We start from the raw sequence: 21044 nt of genomic DNA, 5'->3' as shown, positions 1-21044 counted from the left end.
AAAGGGGACACAAAGTTATACAAGCGTAGCGGCGTAAATAAAAGCAGTAAGAAGAAGCGAGCCACTAGCTAGTCCTAAAAAATCTAATTTGTTAAAAGTGATGTTATTCATAATATATTCTCCTTACTTGTTTAATGTAGAAGCAACAGCTTTTGCGTCGATAAGAGCGGAAAATATCATGCCCATTGTATGTAAGAAATTGTTCGTTTTCATTTTGTTCATCATATTAATCCGCTCCTTTTCGAATAGTTGTTACCTTGTCTCTGACTTAATTGTATGAAATGTTGCGGAAATTCACTATCGAATTAGCTTACAGAAAAATTACACTTTTGTAAGAGAAACGAATGAAGGTGTAATGATAAGAAGATTTGACATATGTTCATGAGATTCATTAACTTAAAGGTAGAGGTGAGTGTATGGCTAATATTAAAGATATTGCAAAGATGGCGGGAGTTTCAGTTACGACTGTTTCGAGAGTGTTGAATGATCACCCATATGTAAGTGAAGAAAAAAGGAAAGCGGTTATAGAGATAGTTGAGAAATTGAATTACTCGCAAAATGCAAATGCTGTTCATTTATCAAAAGGAAAAACGAATATTGTTGGTGTGATTTTACCTTATATTAATCATCCGTGTTTTGATGCGATGGTGAGCGGAATGATGGAGACTGCGTTAGCGCATAATTACAGGGTGCTACTTTGCCAAACGAATTATAATAAAAAAGAAGAAATGAAAAGTTTACATATGTTAAAAACAAAACAATTGGATGGTCTTATTATTTGTTCACGTGCAAATGATTGGGAAACGATAGAACCGTATGCTTCTTACGGCGCAATAATTGCTTGTGAAGATAATGATATTTCAAACATCTCAAGTGTATATACGAATCATTCAGCGGCCTTTCAATTAGGAATGGATTATTTGATTGAGAAAGGTTATAAAAAAATTGGTTATTGTACGGGAAGAAAATTAGGGCCGAGTAGTCAAAAGCGTTTTGATGTTTATAAACAGCAATTACAATCTATAGACGAAGAGGTTAATGAAGAATGGATTTTTACAGAATGTTTTACACTAGAAGATGGTGTAAAAGTGGCTCATAAGTTAAAAGAGATGCAGGATCTTCCTGAAGCATTAATAGTAGCAGGTGATGAAGTTGCGATTGGGGTTATGACAGAGGTTGAAAAATTAGGGATTCAAGTTCCTGAGGATTTAGCGATTATTGGCTTTGATAATCAACCTATCTCGCAAGTGTTACAATTGACAACTATTGATCAAAATTTAAAGGAGATAGGGAAAACTGCTTTTGAAATGTTGCATAGAAAAGTGAATGACGAGAGTTCTGAACAAGAAAAGCTGGAAATTCCATACGAACTTGTGGAACGCTCTACGGTTTAATTTTAATCCGTTATGTGTATAATCGCATAACGGATTATTTTTTTGAAATATCTTTGACAGGAAACGCGTTTCATACTTTATAAAGGAGTTAAACCGGTTTGTAATAATCCATGGATTCTTTTCAAGTGTTAATGCAATGAATAGAATTTGGAGGAATATGCATGAATGAACTTTTATCGAGTATGAAAAAGTATGTAGATGATGATGAAAAGATTCTGGCTTTTGTGGTAGGGATATTTGAGAAGGATAATTTTATATTATCGTATCAACATGGGGTTTTTGTTGCCACTACTAGACGTCTCCTTTTTTACGGGAAATTCCCGTACTATTCTTCAATATTTAAAGAGTATTCATATTTGCATATAGATAACATAGATTTTCATCCGTATTTTGAATTTACTTGTAGTCATGAAAGCATTCGCGCTAAGTATATTCAGAAAGGGAATGTGGAGCAATTTGTCCGTGCAGTTAGGGCAAATATGAATAATTAATCAACCCTCTGTTTAAACATAATATTTCAATTTTTAAGAGGGAAAATGCGGAATAAAAACCACTTCTAAACCTCTAGGAGATAGTGATACAATGTCAAATGGGGGGAGGGTATGAACTATGGTTAATCAACGTATAAAGGAAATAACACTAATTACAATTGGTTCATTATTATTCGCAATTGGTATTAATTACTTTGCAATTCCAAACCGTTTATCGGAAGGTGGAATTATTGGTTTAACGGTTGTTACGTACTACTTATTTGATTGGTCACCAGGGATTGTGAATTTTGCTATAAATGCAATTTTACTAGCTATTGGTTATAAATTTTTTGATAAGAAAACAATGATTTATACAATTTTAGGGATTGTAGAAACATCTTTGTTTTTATACGTTACAGAACATATTGAGTATCATGTAAATAGTGATACATTATTAGCAGCTTTATTTGCTGGTTTATTTGTGGGTATTGGATTAGGCTGTATGTTCAAAGCCGGAGGTACATCGGGAGGGTCAGCAATCTTAGCTCGGTTAGCAAATCAATATTTAGGTTGGAGCGTAGGTAAAGGCGTACTAATTATTGATATTGTTGTAATTGCTGGTTCTGTATTTATAATAGGGCAAGAAAAGGCAATGTATACACTTGTAGCTGTGTTCATCGGAGCGAAGGTGATTGATTTCATTGTAGAAGGAATGGATACAAAAACGGCTGTTACGATTATTTCGAATCAACCAGATTTAATTCGTGAAGCTATTACGAAAAATATGACACGCGGTGTTACTGTATTAGAAGGGCGCGGCGGATATACTGGTAAAAATAAAGAAGTTTTATATGTTGTTATTAATAAACAAGAGCTTGTTAAGTTAAAACAAGTTATTAGCCGGGTAGATGAAGATGCTTTCGTTGTTATACATGATGTACGTGATGTACTTGGCGGTGGCTTTAAAGCAAGCTAAAAGGTGAACGAGTAAATTCGTTCACCTTTTTTAATTCTTACAAAAATGTAAGTGTAATGTAATGAGATTCAATAGTAGATTTTATTCCCCCTTTTTAAAATGGATGTATATATATCCTGCAGAGGAGGAATGTTTATTATGAAGAAAAAAATGATCACTACTATAATAGCGATGATAGTGATAGTAGTAATGTTACTGCCTACGAAATTTGGACCGGTTATCGATAAATATAATCCATTTTATAAGACGAAAGAATACTATACGGTTGTGAATACAATTGGTCAGCATATTGGTGATGAGTGGTATGAATATGAATTTATTGCATTCGATGAACGTGGTAGAGAGCAGAAAATAAAGAAAACGGTTAAGCATATGTTAAAGAGAGATGAAGCATTAAAGGTTTTTGCGAAAGGACGTTACGGTGAATCGATTGAAGAGATTGAGGTTGCAAATATTCCTATAAATGCGAAGAGTAAACTTTTAACGATGAGATAGTGAAATATACCCCCAGCTATTTTTTGTCGAGAATAAAAATACTGGGTAAGGGTATTTTAGGGGTTAGCAAAAAAGCCTTAGTCCATATAGACTAAGGCTTTTTTATTATATAAAGGGGAAGGGGGTACATTGTAGTAGCATGGTTGAAAGGTATAAGAAGAGTAGCTACTAGCAATGCAATTTGGTTATGTGATTGTTCTTCTTATTTGGCTTACTTTCTAACTTTATTGTACGAAATATAAGTAAGGGAAACTATCGAATTACATTACACATAACTTACAAAAATGTAAGTCTTCTGTAATGTAATTCGATAGTTAAAAGATAGTAATTTTTATATAGTGTAACTAGAAAGTCTTAATGTATTACTTTCTGTTTGTAATGAAGAATGAAAAACCAACTAATTTTTAATAATCCTCATCTGAATAAAGATGAGGATCCTTTTTTAAACCTTACAACATTGTAAGGTTTACGTAAGTTAATTCGATAGTAAATTTGTCATATTTTTTGCATAATAGATACAGATAGAAAAATAATTAGGGATCTAGTAAGAAGGGAGAAAAATGGGATGCGTAAAGAAGAAGTAGTGAAGTTACCAATTAAAGATTTCTGTAGCTACTTTACTGTTGCCGTAGTGTGTATTGGATTATTTGATATCATAACAAACTTAATTGTTAAATAATATAGATGCTAAAACAAGAAAGGAAGTCCTTTCTTGTTTTTTTTATGGGGGCATAAAGATGAAATGGATTGATAGTCATATACATGTTGATCAATATAAGGATGAAGAGAAGAACAGATTACTGAAAGAGGTGGAAAATAGTAATGAAATAAAGGGGCTTATTGCTGTATCTATGAATTATCAATCTTGTAAGGAAACGTTATCTTTAGCGAAGAAGTATTCCTTTATATATCCAGCGATAGGGTTTCATCCAGAGCAACAGATTCATAAAGAAGAGTGTGAACAGATTTATAAACTTATTGAACAGAACGCAGAGGAAATTGTTGCGATTGGTGAAGTAGGTTTGCCCTATTATTTGAGGAAAGAAGATGAAAGCATTGCTGTAGATCCATACATAGCTGTATTGAAAAAATTTATAGAACTAGCTAGTAAGTATAATTTGCCGATTATATTACACGCAGTTTATGAAGATGCTGACACTGTATGTGATTTGCTAGAGAAATATAAAGTTTCACGTGCACATTTCCATTGGTTTAAAGGAAGTGATGAAACAATGAAACGGATGATGAAGAATGGTTATTATATTTCGATTACACCGGATGTTTTACATAAGGAGAAGATTAGAAAAATTGTTTCGTATTATCCGCTTGAATATATGATGGTAGAAACAGATGGACCGTGGGAATTTCAAGACGATGTTATGACGCACCCGAGAATGATTCGAGATGTATTAAAGGAAATTAGTGTTATAAAAAACATATCTGTTGATCAGGTTGCAGAAACAATATATGAAAATACCATTCGATTTTACCCCGCTATTTGCCGGGGATTAAGACCCTGACTGATTAAGGTTTCGCTTTATTTGAAAGGATAGGAGAGGTACTCTTATTCTTTTTATTATGGATATTTTTTCTAATTTTTTCTATAATTTATGATGTGTTTAATTTGATGAAGGAAGTAGGGGAGAAAATGGGGAAAGCACATAAAAAAATAGCTATTACAATGATGATCGGTGCACTTTCAGTTGCAGCGTTTGGTTGTGAAGCAGAAAAGAAGGCTATAAATCCCAACGCAACGCAAGAAAGTAAAGAAGAACAAATTGATCCAGTAGTTGAAAAACAGATGAAAGAAACTAAGAAAAACGGGAATTCGGTTGGAAACAGTTCTAATAAAGGGAAGATGGCAGAGAGTAATGGATGGGTTTACTATGCGGTAAATGGTGATAAAAATACAGGAGGCATTTATCGTACGAAAGATCAATTTCAGACTTCGGAACGTGTAGTGGAAGGTGTAAATGCTTCTTACATAAATATAAAAAACAAAGCTTTATATTTTATTCATACGGATGAAGAGAAGAATGCGGGATTATCTTCTTTAATGAAGTATGATATATCAAATAAAAAGTTAGATACGTTAAAAGCGGATACAAATTATGTTTATATAAAAGATCAAACTTTATTTTATCCGAAAAAATATTCTGAGCATGGTGGTTTTGATATTGTAGGGATCGCAAAAATCAATTTGAAGACGGGACAGGAAGAAGAAGCGGCATTTAAAAATTCTGGTTGGTCTCGAACGATAGATGATAGTATTCTACATTGGAATAAAAATCGTGGAACACAAATGACAAAAGATAATAAAACTTGGTCAAAAGAAAATTATGCCACAATATCTAGTGCTACGTATAATAATGAAAAATTATATGCTGTTGTCGACTTTTCGTTACCTTTTGAAACAAATGAAGCTGAGCATGGCATATATGAAATAGACGTTCAACAAAATAATGAAAAGTTATTGGTAAAGGATGCCTTGCAGATGAATGTGAAAGGGGATATTTTTTATTATTTAAAAAAGGATGGAGTATATAAGAAGAAAATAAATGGTGGAAATGAAAAGGTAATTTATAATAAAGCGGTTGAACCAACTAAATCCTATTTATATTTTGTAGCAGGAGATATGTATCTCTATACGGATAATGGAACTATCATGAATTTGGATACAAAGAAATCAAATGAAGTAAAAGATAAGAAGCTAGCAGATAACGTTATGTTACAGAAAGTATGGAATGCACAGAAGGAACTGACTAATGTTCAAATGGCTGCACTAACAGGAAACCCAAAACGAGTAGGGGATTTTTCATACGGGGAATTAGTGAACCCTATTTATAATAAGAAAGATAATTTAGAGACTACGCTATCTACGTACTTCTCAAAATCATTTATTGCACAGTATATGAAGAGTAAATATATTAAAGAGTTAAATGGAAAAATGCACTATGCTATTGGAGATCCAGGGTCAAAAGCAGCAACTAAATTTACAAAAATTATTTCTGCCGAGTTAAAGGATGGGAAAATAAAAGCGCAGGTAGAAACGTATAATGACTATGATAATGTAACGGAAAAAGTAGAAGTTGAATTTATTTATGAAAATAATCAATGGGTTATTAATAACATGCCACGTTTTGGTTTAAGTTAAAAAAACCACCAAGCAGAATGCTTGGTGGTTTTGTATTAGGATTCTAATTTCTTCGCACGTTTTAATAATAAAAGAAAGACAATGATAACGAACCCCAGTATAAGTAAGAAGCCATATTGCTTTATATAATCAATTATGTCATTCGCACTGGTTGGTTTTTCAACGTGAATGCCGTCTTTATTCGTCGTAATATGAATATCTTTCATTTTTACTTCATTCTTTTCCTTTTGTAAATCAATCCATTCTATATTTGGAATACTTTCTAGATCTTTTAACACTTCTTTTAATGGTTTCACACCTAAGTAAGGATGATAGAATGCACCAATAATTCCATCGGATAATTTAGAAACAGATAGAGCACGTTCTTTCATTTTAGCAATAGTTTGTGGCGTATCTTCTTCAATAAATCCGACTGTTTCAGGCAATAGTTTCATTCCATGTAAAAATGACGGAGTACTTGTATAATATGGTGAGTGCATGGATTTCCAAGTTGTATCATTTAACTGTAGTTGTCCTACATAAGTTGAAAAGTACCTTGATAATATTTCATATCCTTTTTGAGACATCGTGTAATGAGGTGCTTCAAAGGCAACAGGATATAGTTTAGCATCTACAAGTTCTTGAATTCCTTTTTCAATATGATCTTTCATATATTTTCCCTCGAATTCTTCCCCTTTTTTTACATATTGGTTATATGCCTCTATATTTGGAAAGTCATCTTTTGTCTTCGGTTTTTCATGCTTCGGTTGGCGAATTGGTTGATCTGTTTTGACATCCCAAAATTCAAAGCCCTCACCTGTTTCACTGTCATAAAATTGGTGAGTATAACCATGCATAATAATTGCTGCACCATCATCTTGCATAGAGCGTAAAAGATCAACTAGTTCTGGTTTATCTTTTAAATGTATTATCTTTCCTGTATCTGGATCTTTATATACCGGAATAACAGTAATCATGTAAGGCATCTTTTTCTCTTTTAGTAATGTAGCAATTTCTTTTAATTGATTTATATCTGCTGCTGGGTGAACATCCTCAAGACGTAAATAAGCTTCAACTTTATTTTTCGTTGGTTTTTGGCTGAAATAAGAAAATAACATTTCACCGACGTAATGAGACATCCAGTCAAAGAGGTTAGGTGTTGCGACATAATAAGATATTTCATGCTGAACGATTAGTGGGTTAGTGTTATTTGAGCTTAAAGCGTTAGCAAGCACAGTTCCATTCGTATCAAATGATTGAATTAATCGTTCCTCTTCTAAGGTATTTTTTAGCTTCTTTTCTGGATATTCAATTTTATTAACTCGTATATCGTCACTCTTCAATGTAATGAAAGAAAAACGCTTAGATAATTGTTCAACATTTTGTCCTAATACTAATACAGGGCCGGAGAAGTTTTCTAGAAATTGTTTCGTTTCATCAGAAAACGCTTCTTTTGTTTCACCGATATAAACAATATGTGTATAGGAGGATACGTTATTAATTGAAGTTGCTTCTTTTAAGTTTTTTACGGTTATATCATTTGTAAAATGTCCTAATTGAGTATTAAGGATTTGAACATTATTTGAAACTTTATCGTCTTGTGTACTATACAAAACAAGTACTTTTGGTTTTGATGATGTTTGTGCAGAGGTGTAGGTAGGGATGAGTAGTAAAATGCTGAACAAGAGTGTTAGGCATTTTTTCATTTTGTACGCTCCTATTCTATATATAGAGTTCAGTTTACAATTATATACAATAAATGCGTTATAGTCTATGAAAGTTACATTTTTGCACGTATTTACCAGCTGTTTTTTCACAAAATCGGTCTAAAGCATGATGATAATACGTATAGTTATTTGCTATGATAAAAGAGTAATAGAATGTAGGTAATTGTAAAGGGAAGGCTGAAAGGGGACAAATTTCAGCGGAGAAAGAGGTAGAGGTAGTGAAGAAATTCTTTGTAGGATTTTTAGTTGTTCTTGGAGTATATTTATATTTCCAAGGAAAGTCTGAAGGAATGGATAAGCTAGTGAATGGAACAAGCTATGTTGATTCAGAAGAAGCAAAACAGATGAAACAAATCATTATAGAGGAAGCGAAGAAAGTAAATCTTCCGGAATGGATACCTCTTGCAATTGCCGAGCATGAAAGTCGATTAAATCCAAGAAGTGTTGGAGATAATGGAACTTCATTTGGATTGTTTCAACTACACCGCGGCGGCGGGCTTGCACCAGAACATTTAACTGATGATGAGCTGAAAGATCCACGTACAAATGCGCAAATTGCAATGCCGCATTTAATGAAAGGATATAAGCGTGGGGTGCAAAAAGGTTTGACTGATTTTGCATTACTGAAATATATAGCGAATACATCTGGATGGCCAGGGAATTTAGGGCCAGAGTGGACGGATAATAACATGAAGTATAACATCGGACTAGAAGATGTGTACTATCGAAATAAAGGCGTAATAAAGTGAAACTTTAATCAGTGGGGGAGTCTGTTCATCCCCCGCTGATTATTAGTCTTCACCAATCGGGCTTTTACGAGCAGTTAATCTTCCGCCTAAATTCTAGCGTTTTCCGGATTTTGAGGTGGAAGTTTTACTGCTCGTTAATGCGGGGTAACAGAGTAGGTTTTCTATACCTACTCTGTTTTTTTATGAATAATTTCATCCTTTTCTTTCGTGAAATACTGCGTGAGTTGTATTTTCACCTCTTCTAGTTTTGTAGAAACTTGCGGTATTTTATATCCTACATACAATGGTGAAACGACAAATCTAGGTACAACTTTACAAATGATTTTTCCATTTAAGTAATAGAAGAATAAGTTATAACTACTGCATCCTTTATGGAAATCTATCAGTATGTAACGTACAGTTTGCTGAATGTAATTTGCCATTTCATCTATATATGAAATATTATCAATGATTATATTGAATTCAGTGAAGCCAATAATGGGACGCTCTGAAATATTAAGCTCAATGCGTTCATTTTTTTGAACAATTACCCCTTGAAAATTTTCTTCTTCAATATTTTCAAGATAATCTACATATTTCATTCCGATAATTTGCATGTGTGCATGATGCAAACTTCCACCTGAAAATGGACCGTGATTTTTGTATAAAATTACAGATGCAAATTCTTCGTTCTTCTGTAAGTGTAACCAATGTTGAATAGAAAATTGCATTAATTTTCGCATATGTTCTTCTGTATATGTTGCGATATGATCTTCGCAATTATCTGTTTCAATCAGCACCGTTTGAAATGTATCTTGTAATGTAGGAAATTTATTTTTTAACCAAATAATAGAACCATCAGTTGCTAAAATATCCGTTAAATGTTCTTTATCGCAAAATGGACATGCAGCGCTTCTATTCCGAATACTTTCTGGTTTTTGTTTACCGATATCGTTTAAAAAATATAGTTGTTGTGTATCCATTTGTATATATGCCCCTTTAAAATATGTGTAAAAATCCCGCTTAATACATTCGGGAAAAGGAGAAGGAAATCCTCTAAAGACAATATGGAAAAAATAAAAGACAAGATATCCTCATTACGATAGGGTACCTTGTCTTTTATTTTTTCTCTAATAGTGTGTATGGATAATATAGAACATTTTCATTATTTTTCTTTTTTCTATTTTTTATTGTGTATAAAGTGATTGCTGTGCTTGCAATTATAATAATGGCTTTCTTCATATTCATATACCCCTTTTTATTGTTGGTTTAATTCTTGGCTAACTGCTTTTGCATCGACTAAAGCGTGTAAAAGCATTTTCACCATGTTCATCATATTTCTTCACTCCTTTTTATAGTTCATTTAGTTCTTTTACAACTGCTTGTCCGTTCACTAATACCTTAAAGATTGCTTTTACGATTTCTTTCATCATGTTTGTTTCCTCCTTGTGTTTGTCACTCTTGTTTTACATCTTTATTGTATAGGGAGGCATCTTTTCGTACTATCGCTTTCCATTACGTGAACATAACAGTTTTGTAAGATTTGATGTCACTTATTGAAATGTTTAGTCTATCTTCATTATTTTCAGAAAAATGACTATTCAAACATGAAATTGGAAAGTATAATAAAGAAGTAAGTATTAAATTCCGTACGAAAGGGGTGAATGAGATGAAACGTTCTTTAGCTGCGCGTGCCAAATTTTTAGATTTTATCTATTTTTGTCGTGCGATTTTTCATGATGTAGTTGTTAACGGGATACGTATGCCCTTTTTTAACAATTGCATAGTGACTATTGAACGATAGAAATCTCTTCACCCATTTTTAATAAACGTGTGAAAAGGGAGCTATTTGGCTTCCTTTTTCTATGCCGAAAACCATGGGGAATGTTTCTTTCTCATGGTTTTTTATATTGAAAGGAGTACGGAAAATGACTATTTGTAGTGTAAATAATGTGACGAAATCTTTTGGTGGAAACATCATATTTGAAAATATATCGCTTGAAATAAAGAATGGTGAACGTGTTGGGTTAGTTGGTCGTAACGGTAGTGGGAAGACAACAATCTTTGGGCTTCTAACGGGAATGGAGAGTTTGGATGCAGGAGCCATTCATATGAAGAAAGGTACACGTATTGGTCATGTCGCACAAATTCCGAAGTTTGATGAGGCCATGACTGTATATGATGTATTGAGTTCCGCTTTTAAAGTAGAAAAGGAATTAGAAAAAGAAATGCATGCTCTAGAAAAAAATATGGCGGAGGAGCAGGAACAATCTGCTTTGCAAAAGCTAATGGAGAGGTACGGAGTAATTCAAGAAAAATTTGCATTTCTCGGTGGTTATGAAATAGAGGCAAATATAATGAAGGTAGCAAATGGCTTACAAGTCACAAACTTATTTCCAAGAGTATTTACGGAATTAAGTGGAGGAGAACAGACGAAAATAAGCCTTGCATATATGCTATTGCAGAAACCAGATTTACTTCTATTAGATGAACCAACAAATCATTTAGATTTGTTTGCAGTTGAATGGTTAGAGAAATTTTTAAAAGAATATAATGGAACAGTTATGGTTATTTCACACGATCGCTATTTCCTTGATGAAGTTGTAACGAAAATTTTGGATTTGGAAGATGGAGAGATTCACGTGTACCATACGAATTATTCTCAGTTCGTTGAGGAGAAGGAAGAAAGGTTACTTCAAGAGTTTCAAGCTTATCAAGAGCAGCAAAAGAAAATAAAGAAAATGAAAGAAGCAATTAAGCGCCTACGTGAATGGGCAAATCAAGCGAATCCTCCGAATGAAGGATTGCATAAAAGAGCGAGGAATATGGAACGTGCGTTAGAGCGTATAGAGAAATTAAAGAGGCCAATTTTAGAAAGAAAACAGATGGGTCTTCAGTTTGAAGGGCAAGAGAGAAGCGGAAAAGATGTTGTTGTAATGAAAGAAGTGAGTAAAGGTTTTGCTGGCCGATCTTTATTTGAACAAGCGAATTTACATGTTCGTTTTCAAGAGCGTGCTGCTATCGTTGGTCGTAATGGTACAGGGAAGACTACATTATTAAAACTACTATTAGAAGAAATAAATCCAGACGTTGGTGAAATTCGAATTGGTAGTAGTGTCAAAATTGGTTATTTATCACAACATGCATATGAAAATATGAAGAGTAATGTATTGGAAGCATTCAGAGAGAATGTGGCTGTAACAGAAGGAGAAGCAAGACATATATTAGCTAAGTTTTTGTTTTATGGTCCAGCAGTATTTAAGAAAGTAACGCAACTTAGTGGTGGAGAAAAAATGAGATTAAGACTTGCGCAACTTATGTATCAAGACATCAATTTTCTAATTTTAGATGAGCCGACAAACCATCTTGATATTGAATCAAGGGAAGTTTTAGAGGAAGCCCTTGAGCAATATAACGGGACGATTTTAGCTGTTTCACACGATCGATATTTTTTAAATAAGTTATTTGAAAAGACGTACTGGATTGATAGATGCAAATTATTTGAGTTTGCAGGAAACTATGCATGGGCTCGTCAAAAGTGGGAAGAAAAGCTTGAGGAGGAAGTAATAAAGCATAAGCACCATGGAAGAAAAAGTGTTGAAGCAATCTCTATAAAAAAGAAAGATTCTAGAAGTTTTGCGGAGATTGAAAACGAGTTAATGCATATAGAAGAAGATATATATGCATTAGAAAGTGAAATGGAATATGTAGCTGATGTTGAAAAACTTGAAAAATTATATGAGGAAAAAACGAAGAAAGAGTTGTTACGAGCAGATTTATATAATGAATTAGAGAATATGGTGGAGTAATGAGTAGAAAGCCACTTCCTTTCAGTTTTGCTGGAGGAAGTGGCTTTTTTCATAATGATATTTTGCTTTAAAGGTTAAATGAAGCGATGTGTTTCACGTGAAACAGTAACTTAGATAAATCCATTTTCCTCAATTTGCATAGTTTGTGAAACATATGAAAATGATAAGGTGAAAAATAAATGTCATTAGTGGTTTTTCGATAGGAGTAATTACAAAAACAAAGGCTAATTATTTCCCGAGAGATAAAGTGAGGGCTTTTACGGGCACCCCGACCCTGACCTAACTTCTTTTGCTTTCGCTGAATTTTGAGGTGGGGGTCTTACTGCACGGCAAATAGCGGGATAAATATGTGTAACAGAGACTAGTGAATGAAAACAAAAAGAGAGCAAAGTTACAGCTTTATGCGCTGAACTCTGCTCTCTTTTTGCGTGGCATCTTCTCTCGTTGAAATTATAATAGCAATCCCGAGCATAATAAAAAAAGCTAAAAAGAGGACGAACTTTGGGAAGAACGGGAATAGTAATAGCGCTCCGACTATCATAATTGTTAATAATACGTAGTGCAGGACGTATTGGAATAGGTTGTCCATATTTTCGCCCCCTTTTTGGTAATTGGTTATTAGTATTCTATGTTTCATGCTGAAGGAATAGAAGTAGATTTTTAAGTTTTAATACGAATTATAGCTGAGTTTTCTTAAAGTATAAATGTAGAGTAATAATTTTGGAAAAATTCTCAAAATATTTATTTAGAAAGAATTGACAAAACATAATGAACGATATAAGCTAATAACCATAAAGTCTACCGGAAAAGTCGGAATAAGATTGTTACCCCTCAAAAACATCTATTTTTTTCTGATTAAAACCGACTTTTCCGATTGGCTATAAATGTGCTGTGGGAGGCATACATAAGCTAATAAGTTCAAAGGGTATAACTATTAAACAGTTAGGGTGGGGACAATGAAGAAAAAGACAAAAAAATGGGCTGGTGTATTTTCAGTATTACTGAGTAGTTCGCTTGTGTTATCTGCTTGTGGGGGACAGGAGGATACGGCTTCTACAGAACCAGTAAAAAAGCAGGATTTAAAAGACTCTAAGATTGAATCAATTCCAGCTACAGATAAAAAGAAAAGTCCAGAGAAAGCAAATCAACGAAAAGATACTTTCATTACAGCCATTTCTAAGCCAGGGGGAGTTTTCCTTCCGTATTTCCAAGATAATGGTTGGGATGGAAATGTAACGTCGGTTATTTTTGCTTCATTAGTAACAACAGACAAACAAAGTAAACCTATTCCGGATCTTGCGGAAAAATGGGATATTTCTGCTGACCAGTTAACATATACATTCCATTTACGTAAAAATTTAAAATTTAGTGATGGGTCGCCTCTAACAGCGGATGACGTAGCATTTACATTAACACTACTTCATGATAAAGCGTATGAAGGTGGATTGGATATTGCTCAGTATGCTGTTAAAGGTGGGAAAGAATATAAAGAAGGAAAAGCAACTTCTATTGAAGGAATCCAAGTTGTTGATCCACAGACAATTAAAATTACAACTGAAAAAGTTAATTCACAGGCGCTAACGAATTTAGGTGGCCCAGTGCTATCAAAAGCTTATTATGGAAAAGATTATAAACAAAATACAAGTTTAGACTATTTAAAAGCATTATATGGGCAACCAATTGCAGCGGGTCCATATAAATTTGAAAAATATGTTCCAGGTCAAGAAGTCCGCTTTGTTGCTAACGAAAATTATTATGCAGGTAAACCAAAAATTAAAAACTTTATTTACAAAATCACATCAGGTGATACTGGATTCCAATTATTCCAAACAGGTGAACTGGACTATAGTGGGTTTAGAGCGAACCCTGAAAATATAGACCAATTAAAAGGATTAGAGTTTGCAAATATTAATCTTGAATCATCAAGTGATATTGCTTATATCTATGTAAATAATAAGAAGTCGTATTTGAAAGATAAAAAGGTACGCCAAGCACTTACTTATGGATTAGACCGTAAGAAGTATGTGGATACAGCTTTACAAGGCTATGGCTCTGTCGCTAACGTACCAATTGCTCCAGTTTCATGGGCATATACAGAAGAAGGTATTAATAAATATCCGCATGACGTAGAAAAGGCTAAAAAATTATTGGATGAGGCTGGTTGGAAAGTAGGTTCTGACGGGGTTCGTGAAAAAGATGGTCAAAAATTAAAATTAACATACTACGCATCAAATACAGGTAAAACAAATGATATCTTTATTCCGATTGCAAAAGAAAGTTACAAAGAAATTGGTGTTGAATTAAATCCAGAGTTGATGGACTTTAATACGATGCTTTCAAAAGTAGGAAAAGGTGACTACGATTTAGCGGCAGTTTCAACACCAGGAATTAGTGATCCAAGTGAAGTTGTAAGTGAGTACTTATCAACTAATCCAAAAAGTGATACGGGTTATAATAATCCGAAAGTAGATGATTTGATTGTAAAAGGTATAGGAACGACAGATATTGAAAAACGTAAAGCGATTTATAAAGAGCTGTATAAAGAGTTAAGTGATGATCCACCAGTTATTTTATTAAACTATCGTAAACTACTTTATGCTCATAATGCACGTATAAAAGGAATTGATCCAGAAAAGTACGATAGCATCAGTTCCAACTTACCAGTGTTATCTATTGAACAATAAGGGTTGACCTAAATAATAGAAGACGTTTTTTCACACAGCAATGGAATGGTAGCTGTTTTGAAAAAATGTTCTTCTATTTTTAAGTAAATAGGATTGGGGAGACAAAAGGTGAAAACATATATCATTCGTAGGTTTCTACAAATGATTCCTACATTGTTTGGTACGTCTATTATTATCTTTTTCTTATTTGCACTCTTACCGGGTGATTATATCGATTCAAATCCAAAATTAACACCAGAGAGAGCTCAAGAATTAAGAGAGTTGTACGGTTTAAATAAACCGATTATTGAAAGGTATTTTCATTGGTTAGTGAATGCTTTGCATGGTGATTTTGGATTTTCTTTACAGTATCAAGAACCGGTAACTTCATTACTTAATAAATTCATTTGGAATACATTTATTGTTGCTGCTGCAGCTTTATTTTTCACTTGGATTATTGCTCTTATTATTGGGGTTATTTCTGCAACAAAGCAGCACTCTTGGTTTGATAGATTGGTAACAATCGGTGTCTTTGCAGCAATGTCATTTCCATCATTTTTTATCGGACTATTTTTAATTAAATTATTAGCAGTTGATTTAAAGTTATTACCTATTGGTGGCATGATTGATATTGGGAGTAACTCAACAGGAATAGCATACATATTAGAAGTATTACGTCATATGATTCTACCTGTATTTATTTTAACGCTTCTTGGTGTAGGATCGTTAACACGCTATTTTAGAACTGGCATGTTGGATGTTATTAGGCAAGATTATATTCGTACTGCTCGTGCAAAAGGTTTAAAAGAAAGGACCGTTATTTATAAACATGCATTGAAAAATGCAATTTTGCCAGCAATTACATTACTCGCTTTTGAATTACCGGGTTTATTTTCAGGAGCTATTATTATTGAACAGATTTTTAATTGGCCAGGGATTGGGAGTATTCAATTAGAAGCATTAAACTTCCGTGACTATACGGTATTAATGGCCTTTACAATGTTTCTTTCTTGTTTAACAATTATGGCTAATTTCTTAGCTGATATTGTATATGCGTTTGTTGATCCAAGAATTCGATTGAAGTAAGGGGGGAAAGATATGGAGACTATTACACCCATAATAGAGAAAAAGAAAGAACGGAAAAAAAGAAATGAATCATCACCATGGCGCCAAGCGTATAAAAAAATCAAGAAAAATAAGATGGCACTGTGTGGCTTATACGTTTTAATATTTATGTTTTTATTTAGTTTTATCGGTCCAATCTTTTCACCGTATGCTGATGGGAAAGTACAAGTAACACAAATTAATAAACCACCCAGCCTGTCACATTGGCTTGGGACAGACCAGTTGGGGCGGGATATTTTAACTAGACTTATGCAAGCAGGGCGTATTTCATTAACAATCGGTTTAGCGTCGATGCTACTATCCGTTATACTAGGAGCTCTATTAGGAGCAATTGCTGGTTTTTATCGAGGAGTTGTAGATCATTTAATTATGCGTGTTGCAGATGTGTTAATGTCCATTCCAGGATTACCACTACTTATTATAATGGGAGCAATTTTATCAGAATGGAAATTACCATCGGAGTACCGTTTATATGTTGTAATGATTATTTTAAGTTTAGTAGGATGGCCAGGACTTGCCCGTCTTGTGAGAGGACAAATTTTAACATTGCGGGAGCAAGCCTTTATGCAAGCGGCAGATGTATTAGGATTAAAAGATTCTCGAAAAATCATTCATCATCTAATTCCTAACGTTTTTCCGTTACTTATTGTTGTAGCAACTTTGGGTGTGGCTGGATCTATTTTAAGTGAGTCCGCACTAAGTTACTTAGGCCTCGGAGTCGTTCCACCTACACCATCATGGGGGAACATGATTAGCGCAGCTAACTCATTAATCGATTTCCAAAAGCGTCCATGGTTATGGATTCCGCCCGGTTTTGCAATCTTTATAACAGTTGTATCAATTAATTTACTTGGTGATGCACTTCGTGATGCGTTAGATCCAAAGATGAGACGGTAGGTGAGAAGATATGAGTAAAGCGGTAGTAGAGCTGAGAGACTTACAAACACATTTTCAAACTGACGAGGGGACAGTAAAGGCTGTGAACCATGTTAGCTTTGCGGTTCGAGAAGGGGAAACAGTTTGTGTAGTAGGAGAATCAGGTTGCGGAAAGAGTGTAACAGCTTTATCTATTATGGGGCTTATTGCTGAATCTGGTAGTGTAGTGGGTGGAGACATTTTATATGAAGGAAAAAGTCTTTTAGGAATGAAAGAGAAAGAACTTCGTAGTTTACGAGGCAATGATATTGCAATGATTTTCCAAGAACCGATGACATCGCTAAACCCCGTCTTCACTGTAGGGGAGCAAATTGTAGAAACGTTAAGAGAGCATGAATTACTTAGTAAAAATGAAGCATATAAGAAGGCAATTGAGTTAATTCGTAAAGTTGGCATAGCCCGCGCTGATGAAATCGTCCATTCTTATCCGCATGAACTGAGCGGTGGGATGTTACAACGTATTATGATTGCTGTTGCGCTTAGTTGTAATCCTAAGTTATTAATTGCAGATGAACCAACAACAGCTCTTGATGTTACCATTCAGGCTCAAATATTGGATCTACTAAGACAAGTGAAAGAAGAATTTAAAACGTCGATTTTATTAATTACACATGACTTAGGTGTCGTAGCGGAAATGGCTGATTATGTTGTCGTTATGTATGGCGGGAAAGTTATTGAAGAAGCCCCAGTACTAGAGATATTCCAAAATCCAAAACATCCTTATACGAAAGGATTATTGAAATCAAAACCAGTAATGGGAAAACGAATAGATAAACTATATTCTATTCCAGGGCAAGTTCCGAATTTAGTTGGTTTAGGTGAGTTTTGTTACTTTAGTGGGCGTTGTGAGCATTGTATGGAAATATGTGAAAAAGAAGCCCCAAATCTAAATGTAAATGATGAAAATCATAAAGTAGCTTGCTGGTTATATGAGGAGCGTGCGGAACAATGAGTGAACCATTATTAGAGGTGAAAAACCTAAAAGCATATTTTCCAATTAAGGGTGGCGTATTTAGTAGAACAATTGGGCATGTAAAAGCAGTTGATGGAGTAAGTTTTACTATTAATAAAGGTGAAGTGTTTGGTCTCGTTGGTGAATCAGGGAGCGGGAAAACAACAATAGGAAAAACAATTTTACGCCTCGTTCAAAAAACGGAGGGAGAAGTGAAGTTTAAAGGAAAAGATGTTCATTCTTTATCCAAGGATGAATTAAGAAAACATCGCCCTAATATGCAGCTCGTTTTCCAAGATCCATTTAGCTCATTAAATCCGAGAATGAGAATTGGAGAAGCGCTTGGAGAGCCAATGTTGGCCCACGGATTAGCAACGAAAGAAAATGTGCGTGAAAAGGTAATTGAAGTATTGGAGTTATGTGGATTAGCTCCTTATCACATTGACCGGTATCCCCATGAGTTTTCTGGTGGACAACGTCAGCGTATCGTAATCGCAAGAGCTATGGTATTAAATCCAGAATTCATTGTAGCTGATGAACCTGTAGCGGCACTAGATGTATCTATCCAAGCACAAATTATTAATTTATTTAGTGAGTTACAGGAGAAAAAGGGATTATCTTATTTATTCATTTCGCATGATTTAAGTGTAGTAGAACACTTATGTACGAAAATCGGAATTATGTATTTAGGTACGATTGTGGAGACAGCACCGCGTGATGAGTTATTTACCAATCCGCTACATCCTTATACGAAAGCATTGTTATCAGCTGTTCCAATACCAGATCCAACAGTGAAGCGAGAACGAATTATACTAGAAGGGGATATTCCAAGTCCAGCAAATCCACCTTCGGGCTGTCGTTTTCATACACGTTGCCCATTTGCAACGGATGTTTGTAAAAAAACAGTACCAGAATTCCGTAATGTTGGTGTAGAGCATTTTGTTGCTTGTCATCACGTATAAAAAAGGACTCTTTCAAATTGAAAGAGTCCTTTTTTTATTTACTAGATGAAGTTTGTTTCAATACAAATTGCTCGATTGCGTGAGCAACACCATGTTCATTGTTTGTTAGTGTTACAACATCACATAGCTTTTTTACATCTTCTTCAGCGTTGCCCATTGCAACAGATAAGCCTGCTACTTCTAACATTGGTACATCATTAAAATTATCACCAATAGCAACTGTATCTTCAATTGGGATATTAAAATGAGCTGCCATCTGCTGTATCCCGTTTCCTTTATGTCCATTCTTATCCATAATTTCTAAGTTAGTAGGAGCCGATGCTGTAACCATAATATCAGCATCTTCTTGTAATATACTTAATAGCTGTGCGCGATGCGCTGCATTAAACGTTAAAATGAAGAATTTAGATATTTCTAGTTCTTGGTTATTTACAACATCTTCTATTTTTTTGAAATCAGTAATTAGGTTCGATTTCTTTTGCTTTTCTGTAATTCGTTCAAGTTCCTCTAATGTAACATCAAGCGCATGCTTATTTTCTTCGAATGCTTGCATCACTTGATCTTGCCATGTATATGGAGAATAAACTCCTTTATTTGTATATAGCTTATATGGGAAACCTTCAGATTCTAGTAATTTTGCAAGTTTGTACACTTTGTCGTTTTGTATACAACGCGAGTTAATTACTTTTCCATCCACATAAACAATAGCCCCATTGCTTGCTCCGACTGGAAGAGATAATTTATATTCTTCCAATAGCTTTAAAGCATCCTCTTTCGCACGACCAGAACAGATCATTACAATATGACCGGCTTCTTGTGCAGTTTGGATTGCTTGTAGGTTTTCTTTGGAGATTTCAAGATTAGATGATAGTAGTGTACCATCCATATCTAATGCGATTAATTTCAAAATGACCACCTCTTTGTTTTTATTATACATAGTTATATAGAGGAAACATATAAACTTATCTTGGAAAGACGGTATTTTATCTCATATTAAAAGTAAGTAAAGATTAGATAGGTTTAGTGGCACTAAATAAACAATTTGTAACAAAAATAGAGAGGAATATGACTACATTTCACTTTATGACTGTAATGTTACACGAATGTTACAAACGTGAACTTAGTGAAAAACGCATTAAATAAAGGTTTTTGAGGGTTATTATAAAAAAACGTAAAAAAAATGTAATAAATTTTACGTAATTATATTGCAACGTAATAATAGTTATGTTACATTAATGTTACAAACGTTACGTTATCAAATTTAATGTAACGTTAACATAAAAACTATGAAATAAACATTTCTTAGAAATTACATATAGATAACTTATAAAAAGGGAGGATAAATGACATGAAAGAGCAAGTATTACAAGTAACAAAAGGTGACTTCGTAGGATCAGCAAGTGGAGCGGTAGTATTAACAGCGTTAATCGTATTTCTATCAAGCGTATTAGTATAATAGAAGCTTTGTAACAAAAGAAAAAAGGAGGATAAATGATATGAAAGAGCAAGTATTACAAGTAACAAAAGGTGACTTCGTAGGATCAGCAAGTGGAGCGGTAGTATTAACAGCATTAATCGTATTTTTATCAAGCGCATTAGTATAATAGAAGTTTTGTAATAAAAGAAGAAGAGAGGAGAATGAAAGATATGAAAGAGCAAGTATTACAAGTAACA

At 34.0% G+C, this 21044-nt stretch carries 22 protein-coding genes; 16 read left to right on the top strand and 6 right to left on the bottom strand.

Going from position 1 to position 21044, the window contains the following annotated elements; translation table 11 throughout:
• Positions 1-15: 15 nt before the first annotated feature.
• Positions 16-111 carry a DUF3948 family protein gene (locus HMPREF2590_RS23430; RefSeq protein WP_001060007.1) on the bottom strand — a complete coding sequence of 32 codons (96 nt, stop codon included), beginning with the start codon at positions 109-111 and terminating at the stop codon, positions 16-18.
• A 305-nt stretch (positions 112-416) separates the two neighbouring features.
• Here HMPREF2590_RS23430 and HMPREF2590_RS23420 point away from each other — a divergent pair, with 305 nt between their 5' ends.
• The 6 genes from HMPREF2590_RS23420 to HMPREF2590_RS23390 all read left to right on the top strand — a co-directional run bounded on the left by HMPREF2590_RS23420 (position 417) and on the right by HMPREF2590_RS23390 (position 6489).
• Positions 417-1394, top strand: a complete 978-nt coding sequence (locus HMPREF2590_RS23420; protein WP_001273903.1) for a LacI family DNA-binding transcriptional regulator — start codon at positions 417-419, stop codon at positions 1392-1394.
• A gap of 161 nt (positions 1395-1555) precedes the next feature.
• A complete protein-coding gene (locus HMPREF2590_RS23415; RefSeq protein WP_001004240.1) occupies positions 1556-1885 on the top strand; it encodes a PH domain-containing protein in 330 nt (109 codons plus the stop codon).
• Between the two features lie 118 nt (positions 1886-2003).
• Positions 2004-2840: a YitT family protein gene (locus tag HMPREF2590_RS23410; RefSeq protein ID WP_000248040.1), complete on the top strand. Its 837-nt coding sequence runs from the start codon at positions 2004-2006 to the stop codon at positions 2838-2840.
• A 138-nt stretch (positions 2841-2978) separates the two neighbouring features.
• Positions 2979-3335, top strand: coding sequence for a YxeA family protein (locus HMPREF2590_RS23405; RefSeq protein ID WP_000728420.1), 357 nt, complete (start codon positions 2979-2981; stop codon positions 3333-3335).
• 737 nt (positions 3336-4072) lie between these two features.
• Positions 4073-4855: a TatD family hydrolase gene (locus HMPREF2590_RS23395; RefSeq protein ID WP_000871067.1), complete on the top strand. Its 783-nt coding sequence runs from the start codon at positions 4073-4075 to the stop codon at positions 4853-4855.
• 128 nt (positions 4856-4983) lie between these two features.
• Positions 4984-6489: a DL-endopeptidase inhibitor IseA family protein gene (locus HMPREF2590_RS23390; RefSeq protein WP_000513544.1), complete on the top strand. Its 1506-nt coding sequence runs from the start codon at positions 4984-4986 to the stop codon at positions 6487-6489.
• 35 nt (positions 6490-6524) lie between these two features.
• On the opposite strand, the gene HMPREF2590_RS23385 is transcribed toward HMPREF2590_RS23390, so the two are convergent.
• On the bottom strand, positions 6525-8174 hold the full coding sequence (locus HMPREF2590_RS23385) for a DUF2334 domain-containing protein (RefSeq protein WP_000710611.1): 1650 nt from the start codon (positions 8172-8174) through the stop codon (positions 6525-6527).
• Positions 8175-8413: 239 nt separating this feature from the next.
• Here HMPREF2590_RS23385 and HMPREF2590_RS23380 point away from each other — a divergent pair, with 239 nt between their 5' ends.
• On the top strand, positions 8414-8944 hold the full coding sequence (locus HMPREF2590_RS23380) for a transglycosylase SLT domain-containing protein (RefSeq protein ID WP_000713248.1): 531 nt from the start codon (positions 8414-8416) through the stop codon (positions 8942-8944).
• A gap of 167 nt (positions 8945-9111) precedes the next feature.
• Here the strand turns inward: HMPREF2590_RS23380 and HMPREF2590_RS23375 are convergent, their stop codons facing one another.
• On the bottom strand, positions 9112-9906 hold the full coding sequence (locus tag HMPREF2590_RS23375; protein WP_002004289.1) for a DUF4931 domain-containing protein: 795 nt from the start codon (positions 9904-9906) through the stop codon (positions 9112-9114).
• 136 nt (positions 9907-10042) lie between these two features.
• A complete protein-coding gene (locus HMPREF2590_RS23370) occupies positions 10043-10171 on the bottom strand; it encodes a hypothetical protein (protein ID WP_001998915.1) in 129 nt (42 codons plus the stop codon).
• 421 nt (positions 10172-10592) lie between these two features.
• Between HMPREF2590_RS23370 and HMPREF2590_RS30920 the strand changes: the two genes are divergently transcribed.
• Both HMPREF2590_RS30920 and abc-f read left to right on the top strand, forming a co-directional pair.
• Positions 10593-10727: an RAxF-45 family protein gene (locus HMPREF2590_RS30920; protein WP_000830643.1), complete on the top strand. Its 135-nt coding sequence runs from the start codon at positions 10593-10595 to the stop codon at positions 10725-10727.
• 124 nt (positions 10728-10851) lie between these two features.
• Entirely contained in the window at positions 10852-12732 is a 1881-nt protein-coding gene (abc-f, locus tag HMPREF2590_RS23360) for a ribosomal protection-like ABC-F family protein (protein WP_000150883.1), read from the top strand.
• Between the two features lie 391 nt (positions 12733-13123).
• Here the strand turns inward: abc-f and HMPREF2590_RS23355 are convergent, their stop codons facing one another.
• Entirely contained in the window at positions 13124-13321 is a 198-nt protein-coding gene (locus HMPREF2590_RS23355; RefSeq protein ID WP_000369253.1) for a hypothetical protein, read from the bottom strand.
• Between the two features lie 367 nt (positions 13322-13688).
• Here HMPREF2590_RS23355 and HMPREF2590_RS23350 point away from each other — a divergent pair, with 367 nt between their 5' ends.
• The 5 genes from HMPREF2590_RS23350 (at position 13689) to HMPREF2590_RS23330 (ending at position 19370) form a co-directional block, all read left to right on the top strand.
• A complete protein-coding gene (locus HMPREF2590_RS23350; RefSeq protein ID WP_000730674.1) occupies positions 13689-15416 on the top strand; it encodes an ABC transporter substrate-binding protein in 1728 nt (575 codons plus the stop codon).
• 108 nt (positions 15417-15524) lie between these two features.
• The gene (locus HMPREF2590_RS23345; RefSeq protein WP_000860687.1) at positions 15525-16481 is read left to right on the top strand and encodes an ABC transporter permease; all 957 of its coding nucleotides are present in this window, start codon (positions 15525-15527) and stop codon (positions 16479-16481) included.
• A gap of 12 nt (positions 16482-16493) precedes the next feature.
• Entirely contained in the window at positions 16494-17417 is a 924-nt protein-coding gene (opp4C, locus tag HMPREF2590_RS23340) for an oligopeptide ABC transporter permease (protein WP_000447957.1), read from the top strand.
• A gap of 10 nt (positions 17418-17427) precedes the next feature.
• Positions 17428-18408 (top strand): ABC transporter ATP-binding protein, encoded by a 981-nt coding sequence (locus HMPREF2590_RS23335; RefSeq protein WP_000030801.1) that lies wholly within the window; start codon positions 17428-17430, stop codon positions 18406-18408.
• Positions 18405-19370 (top strand): ABC transporter ATP-binding protein, encoded by a 966-nt coding sequence (locus HMPREF2590_RS23330; RefSeq protein WP_001294485.1) that lies wholly within the window; start codon positions 18405-18407, stop codon positions 19368-19370. Before HMPREF2590_RS23335 ends, HMPREF2590_RS23330 begins: the two co-directional genes overlap by 4 nt.
• 34 nt (positions 19371-19404) lie before the next feature.
• Here HMPREF2590_RS23330 and HMPREF2590_RS23325 read toward each other — a convergent pair whose 3' ends face one another.
• Positions 19405-20277: a Cof-type HAD-IIB family hydrolase gene (locus tag HMPREF2590_RS23325; RefSeq protein WP_000766421.1), complete on the bottom strand. Its 873-nt coding sequence runs from the start codon at positions 20275-20277 to the stop codon at positions 19405-19407.
• A gap of 441 nt (positions 20278-20718) precedes the next feature.
• Here HMPREF2590_RS23325 and HMPREF2590_RS23320 point away from each other — a divergent pair, with 441 nt between their 5' ends.
• Positions 20719-20826, top strand: coding sequence for a DUF3948 family protein (locus HMPREF2590_RS23320; RefSeq protein ID WP_000664237.1), 108 nt, complete (start codon positions 20719-20721; stop codon positions 20824-20826).
• Positions 20827-20866: 40 nt separating this feature from the next.
• Positions 20867-20974, top strand: a complete 108-nt coding sequence (locus HMPREF2590_RS23315; protein WP_000664235.1) for a DUF3948 family protein — start codon at positions 20867-20869, stop codon at positions 20972-20974.
• Positions 20975-21044 lie beyond the last annotated feature (70 nt).

Origin of the sequence: Bacillus sp. HMSC036E02, assembly GCF_001836235.1 — a bacterium.
In the GTDB taxonomy this organism is placed as follows: Bacteria; Bacillota; Bacilli; order Bacillales; family Bacillaceae_G; genus Bacillus_A; species Bacillus_A cereus.
The sequence above is the reverse complement of the archived record's forward strand: the minus strand, read 5'-3'. Positions and strand labels throughout refer to the sequence as shown.

Coding starts and splice junctions, on each gene's coding strand:
- HMPREF2590_RS23430 (WP_001060007.1), bottom strand. CDS start 111: ATGAATAACATCACTTTTAACAAATTAGATTTTTTAGGACTAGCTAGT.
- HMPREF2590_RS23405 (WP_000728420.1), top strand. CDS start 2,979: ATGAAGAAAAAAATGATCACTACTATAATAGCGATGATAGTGATAGTA.
- HMPREF2590_RS23420 (WP_001273903.1), top strand. CDS start 417: ATGGCTAATATTAAAGATATTGCAAAGATGGCGGGAGTTTCAGTTACG.
- HMPREF2590_RS23375 (WP_002004289.1), bottom strand. CDS start 9,906: ATGGATACACAACAACTATATTTTTTAAACGATATCGGTAAACAAAAA.
- HMPREF2590_RS23395 (WP_000871067.1), top strand. CDS start 4,073: ATGAAATGGATTGATAGTCATATACATGTTGATCAATATAAGGATGAA.
- HMPREF2590_RS23315 (WP_000664235.1), top strand. CDS start 20,867: ATGAAAGAGCAAGTATTACAAGTAACAAAAGGTGACTTCGTAGGATCA.
- HMPREF2590_RS23410 (WP_000248040.1), top strand. CDS start 2,004: ATGGTTAATCAACGTATAAAGGAAATAACACTAATTACAATTGGTTCA.
- HMPREF2590_RS23355 (WP_000369253.1), bottom strand. CDS start 13,321: ATGGACAACCTATTCCAATACGTCCTGCACTACGTATTATTAACAATT.
- HMPREF2590_RS23415 (WP_001004240.1), top strand. CDS start 1,556: ATGAATGAACTTTTATCGAGTATGAAAAAGTATGTAGATGATGATGAA.
- HMPREF2590_RS23335 (WP_000030801.1), top strand. CDS start 17,428: ATGAGTAAAGCGGTAGTAGAGCTGAGAGACTTACAAACACATTTTCAA.
- opp4C (WP_000447957.1), top strand. CDS start 16,494: ATGGAGACTATTACACCCATAATAGAGAAAAAGAAAGAACGGAAAAAA.
- HMPREF2590_RS23385 (WP_000710611.1), bottom strand. CDS start 8,174: ATGAAAAAATGCCTAACACTCTTGTTCAGCATTTTACTACTCATCCCT.
- HMPREF2590_RS23330 (WP_001294485.1), top strand. CDS start 18,405: ATGAGTGAACCATTATTAGAGGTGAAAAACCTAAAAGCATATTTTCCA.
- HMPREF2590_RS30920 (WP_000830643.1), top strand. CDS start 10,593: ATGAAACGTTCTTTAGCTGCGCGTGCCAAATTTTTAGATTTTATCTAT.
- HMPREF2590_RS23390 (WP_000513544.1), top strand. CDS start 4,984: ATGGGGAAAGCACATAAAAAAATAGCTATTACAATGATGATCGGTGCA.
- HMPREF2590_RS23370 (WP_001998915.1), bottom strand. CDS start 10,171: ATGAATATGAAGAAAGCCATTATTATAATTGCAAGCACAGCAATCACT.
- HMPREF2590_RS23350 (WP_000730674.1), top strand. CDS start 13,689: ATGAAGAAAAAGACAAAAAAATGGGCTGGTGTATTTTCAGTATTACTG.
- HMPREF2590_RS23320 (WP_000664237.1), top strand. CDS start 20,719: ATGAAAGAGCAAGTATTACAAGTAACAAAAGGTGACTTCGTAGGATCA.
- abc-f (WP_000150883.1), top strand. CDS start 10,852: ATGACTATTTGTAGTGTAAATAATGTGACGAAATCTTTTGGTGGAAAC.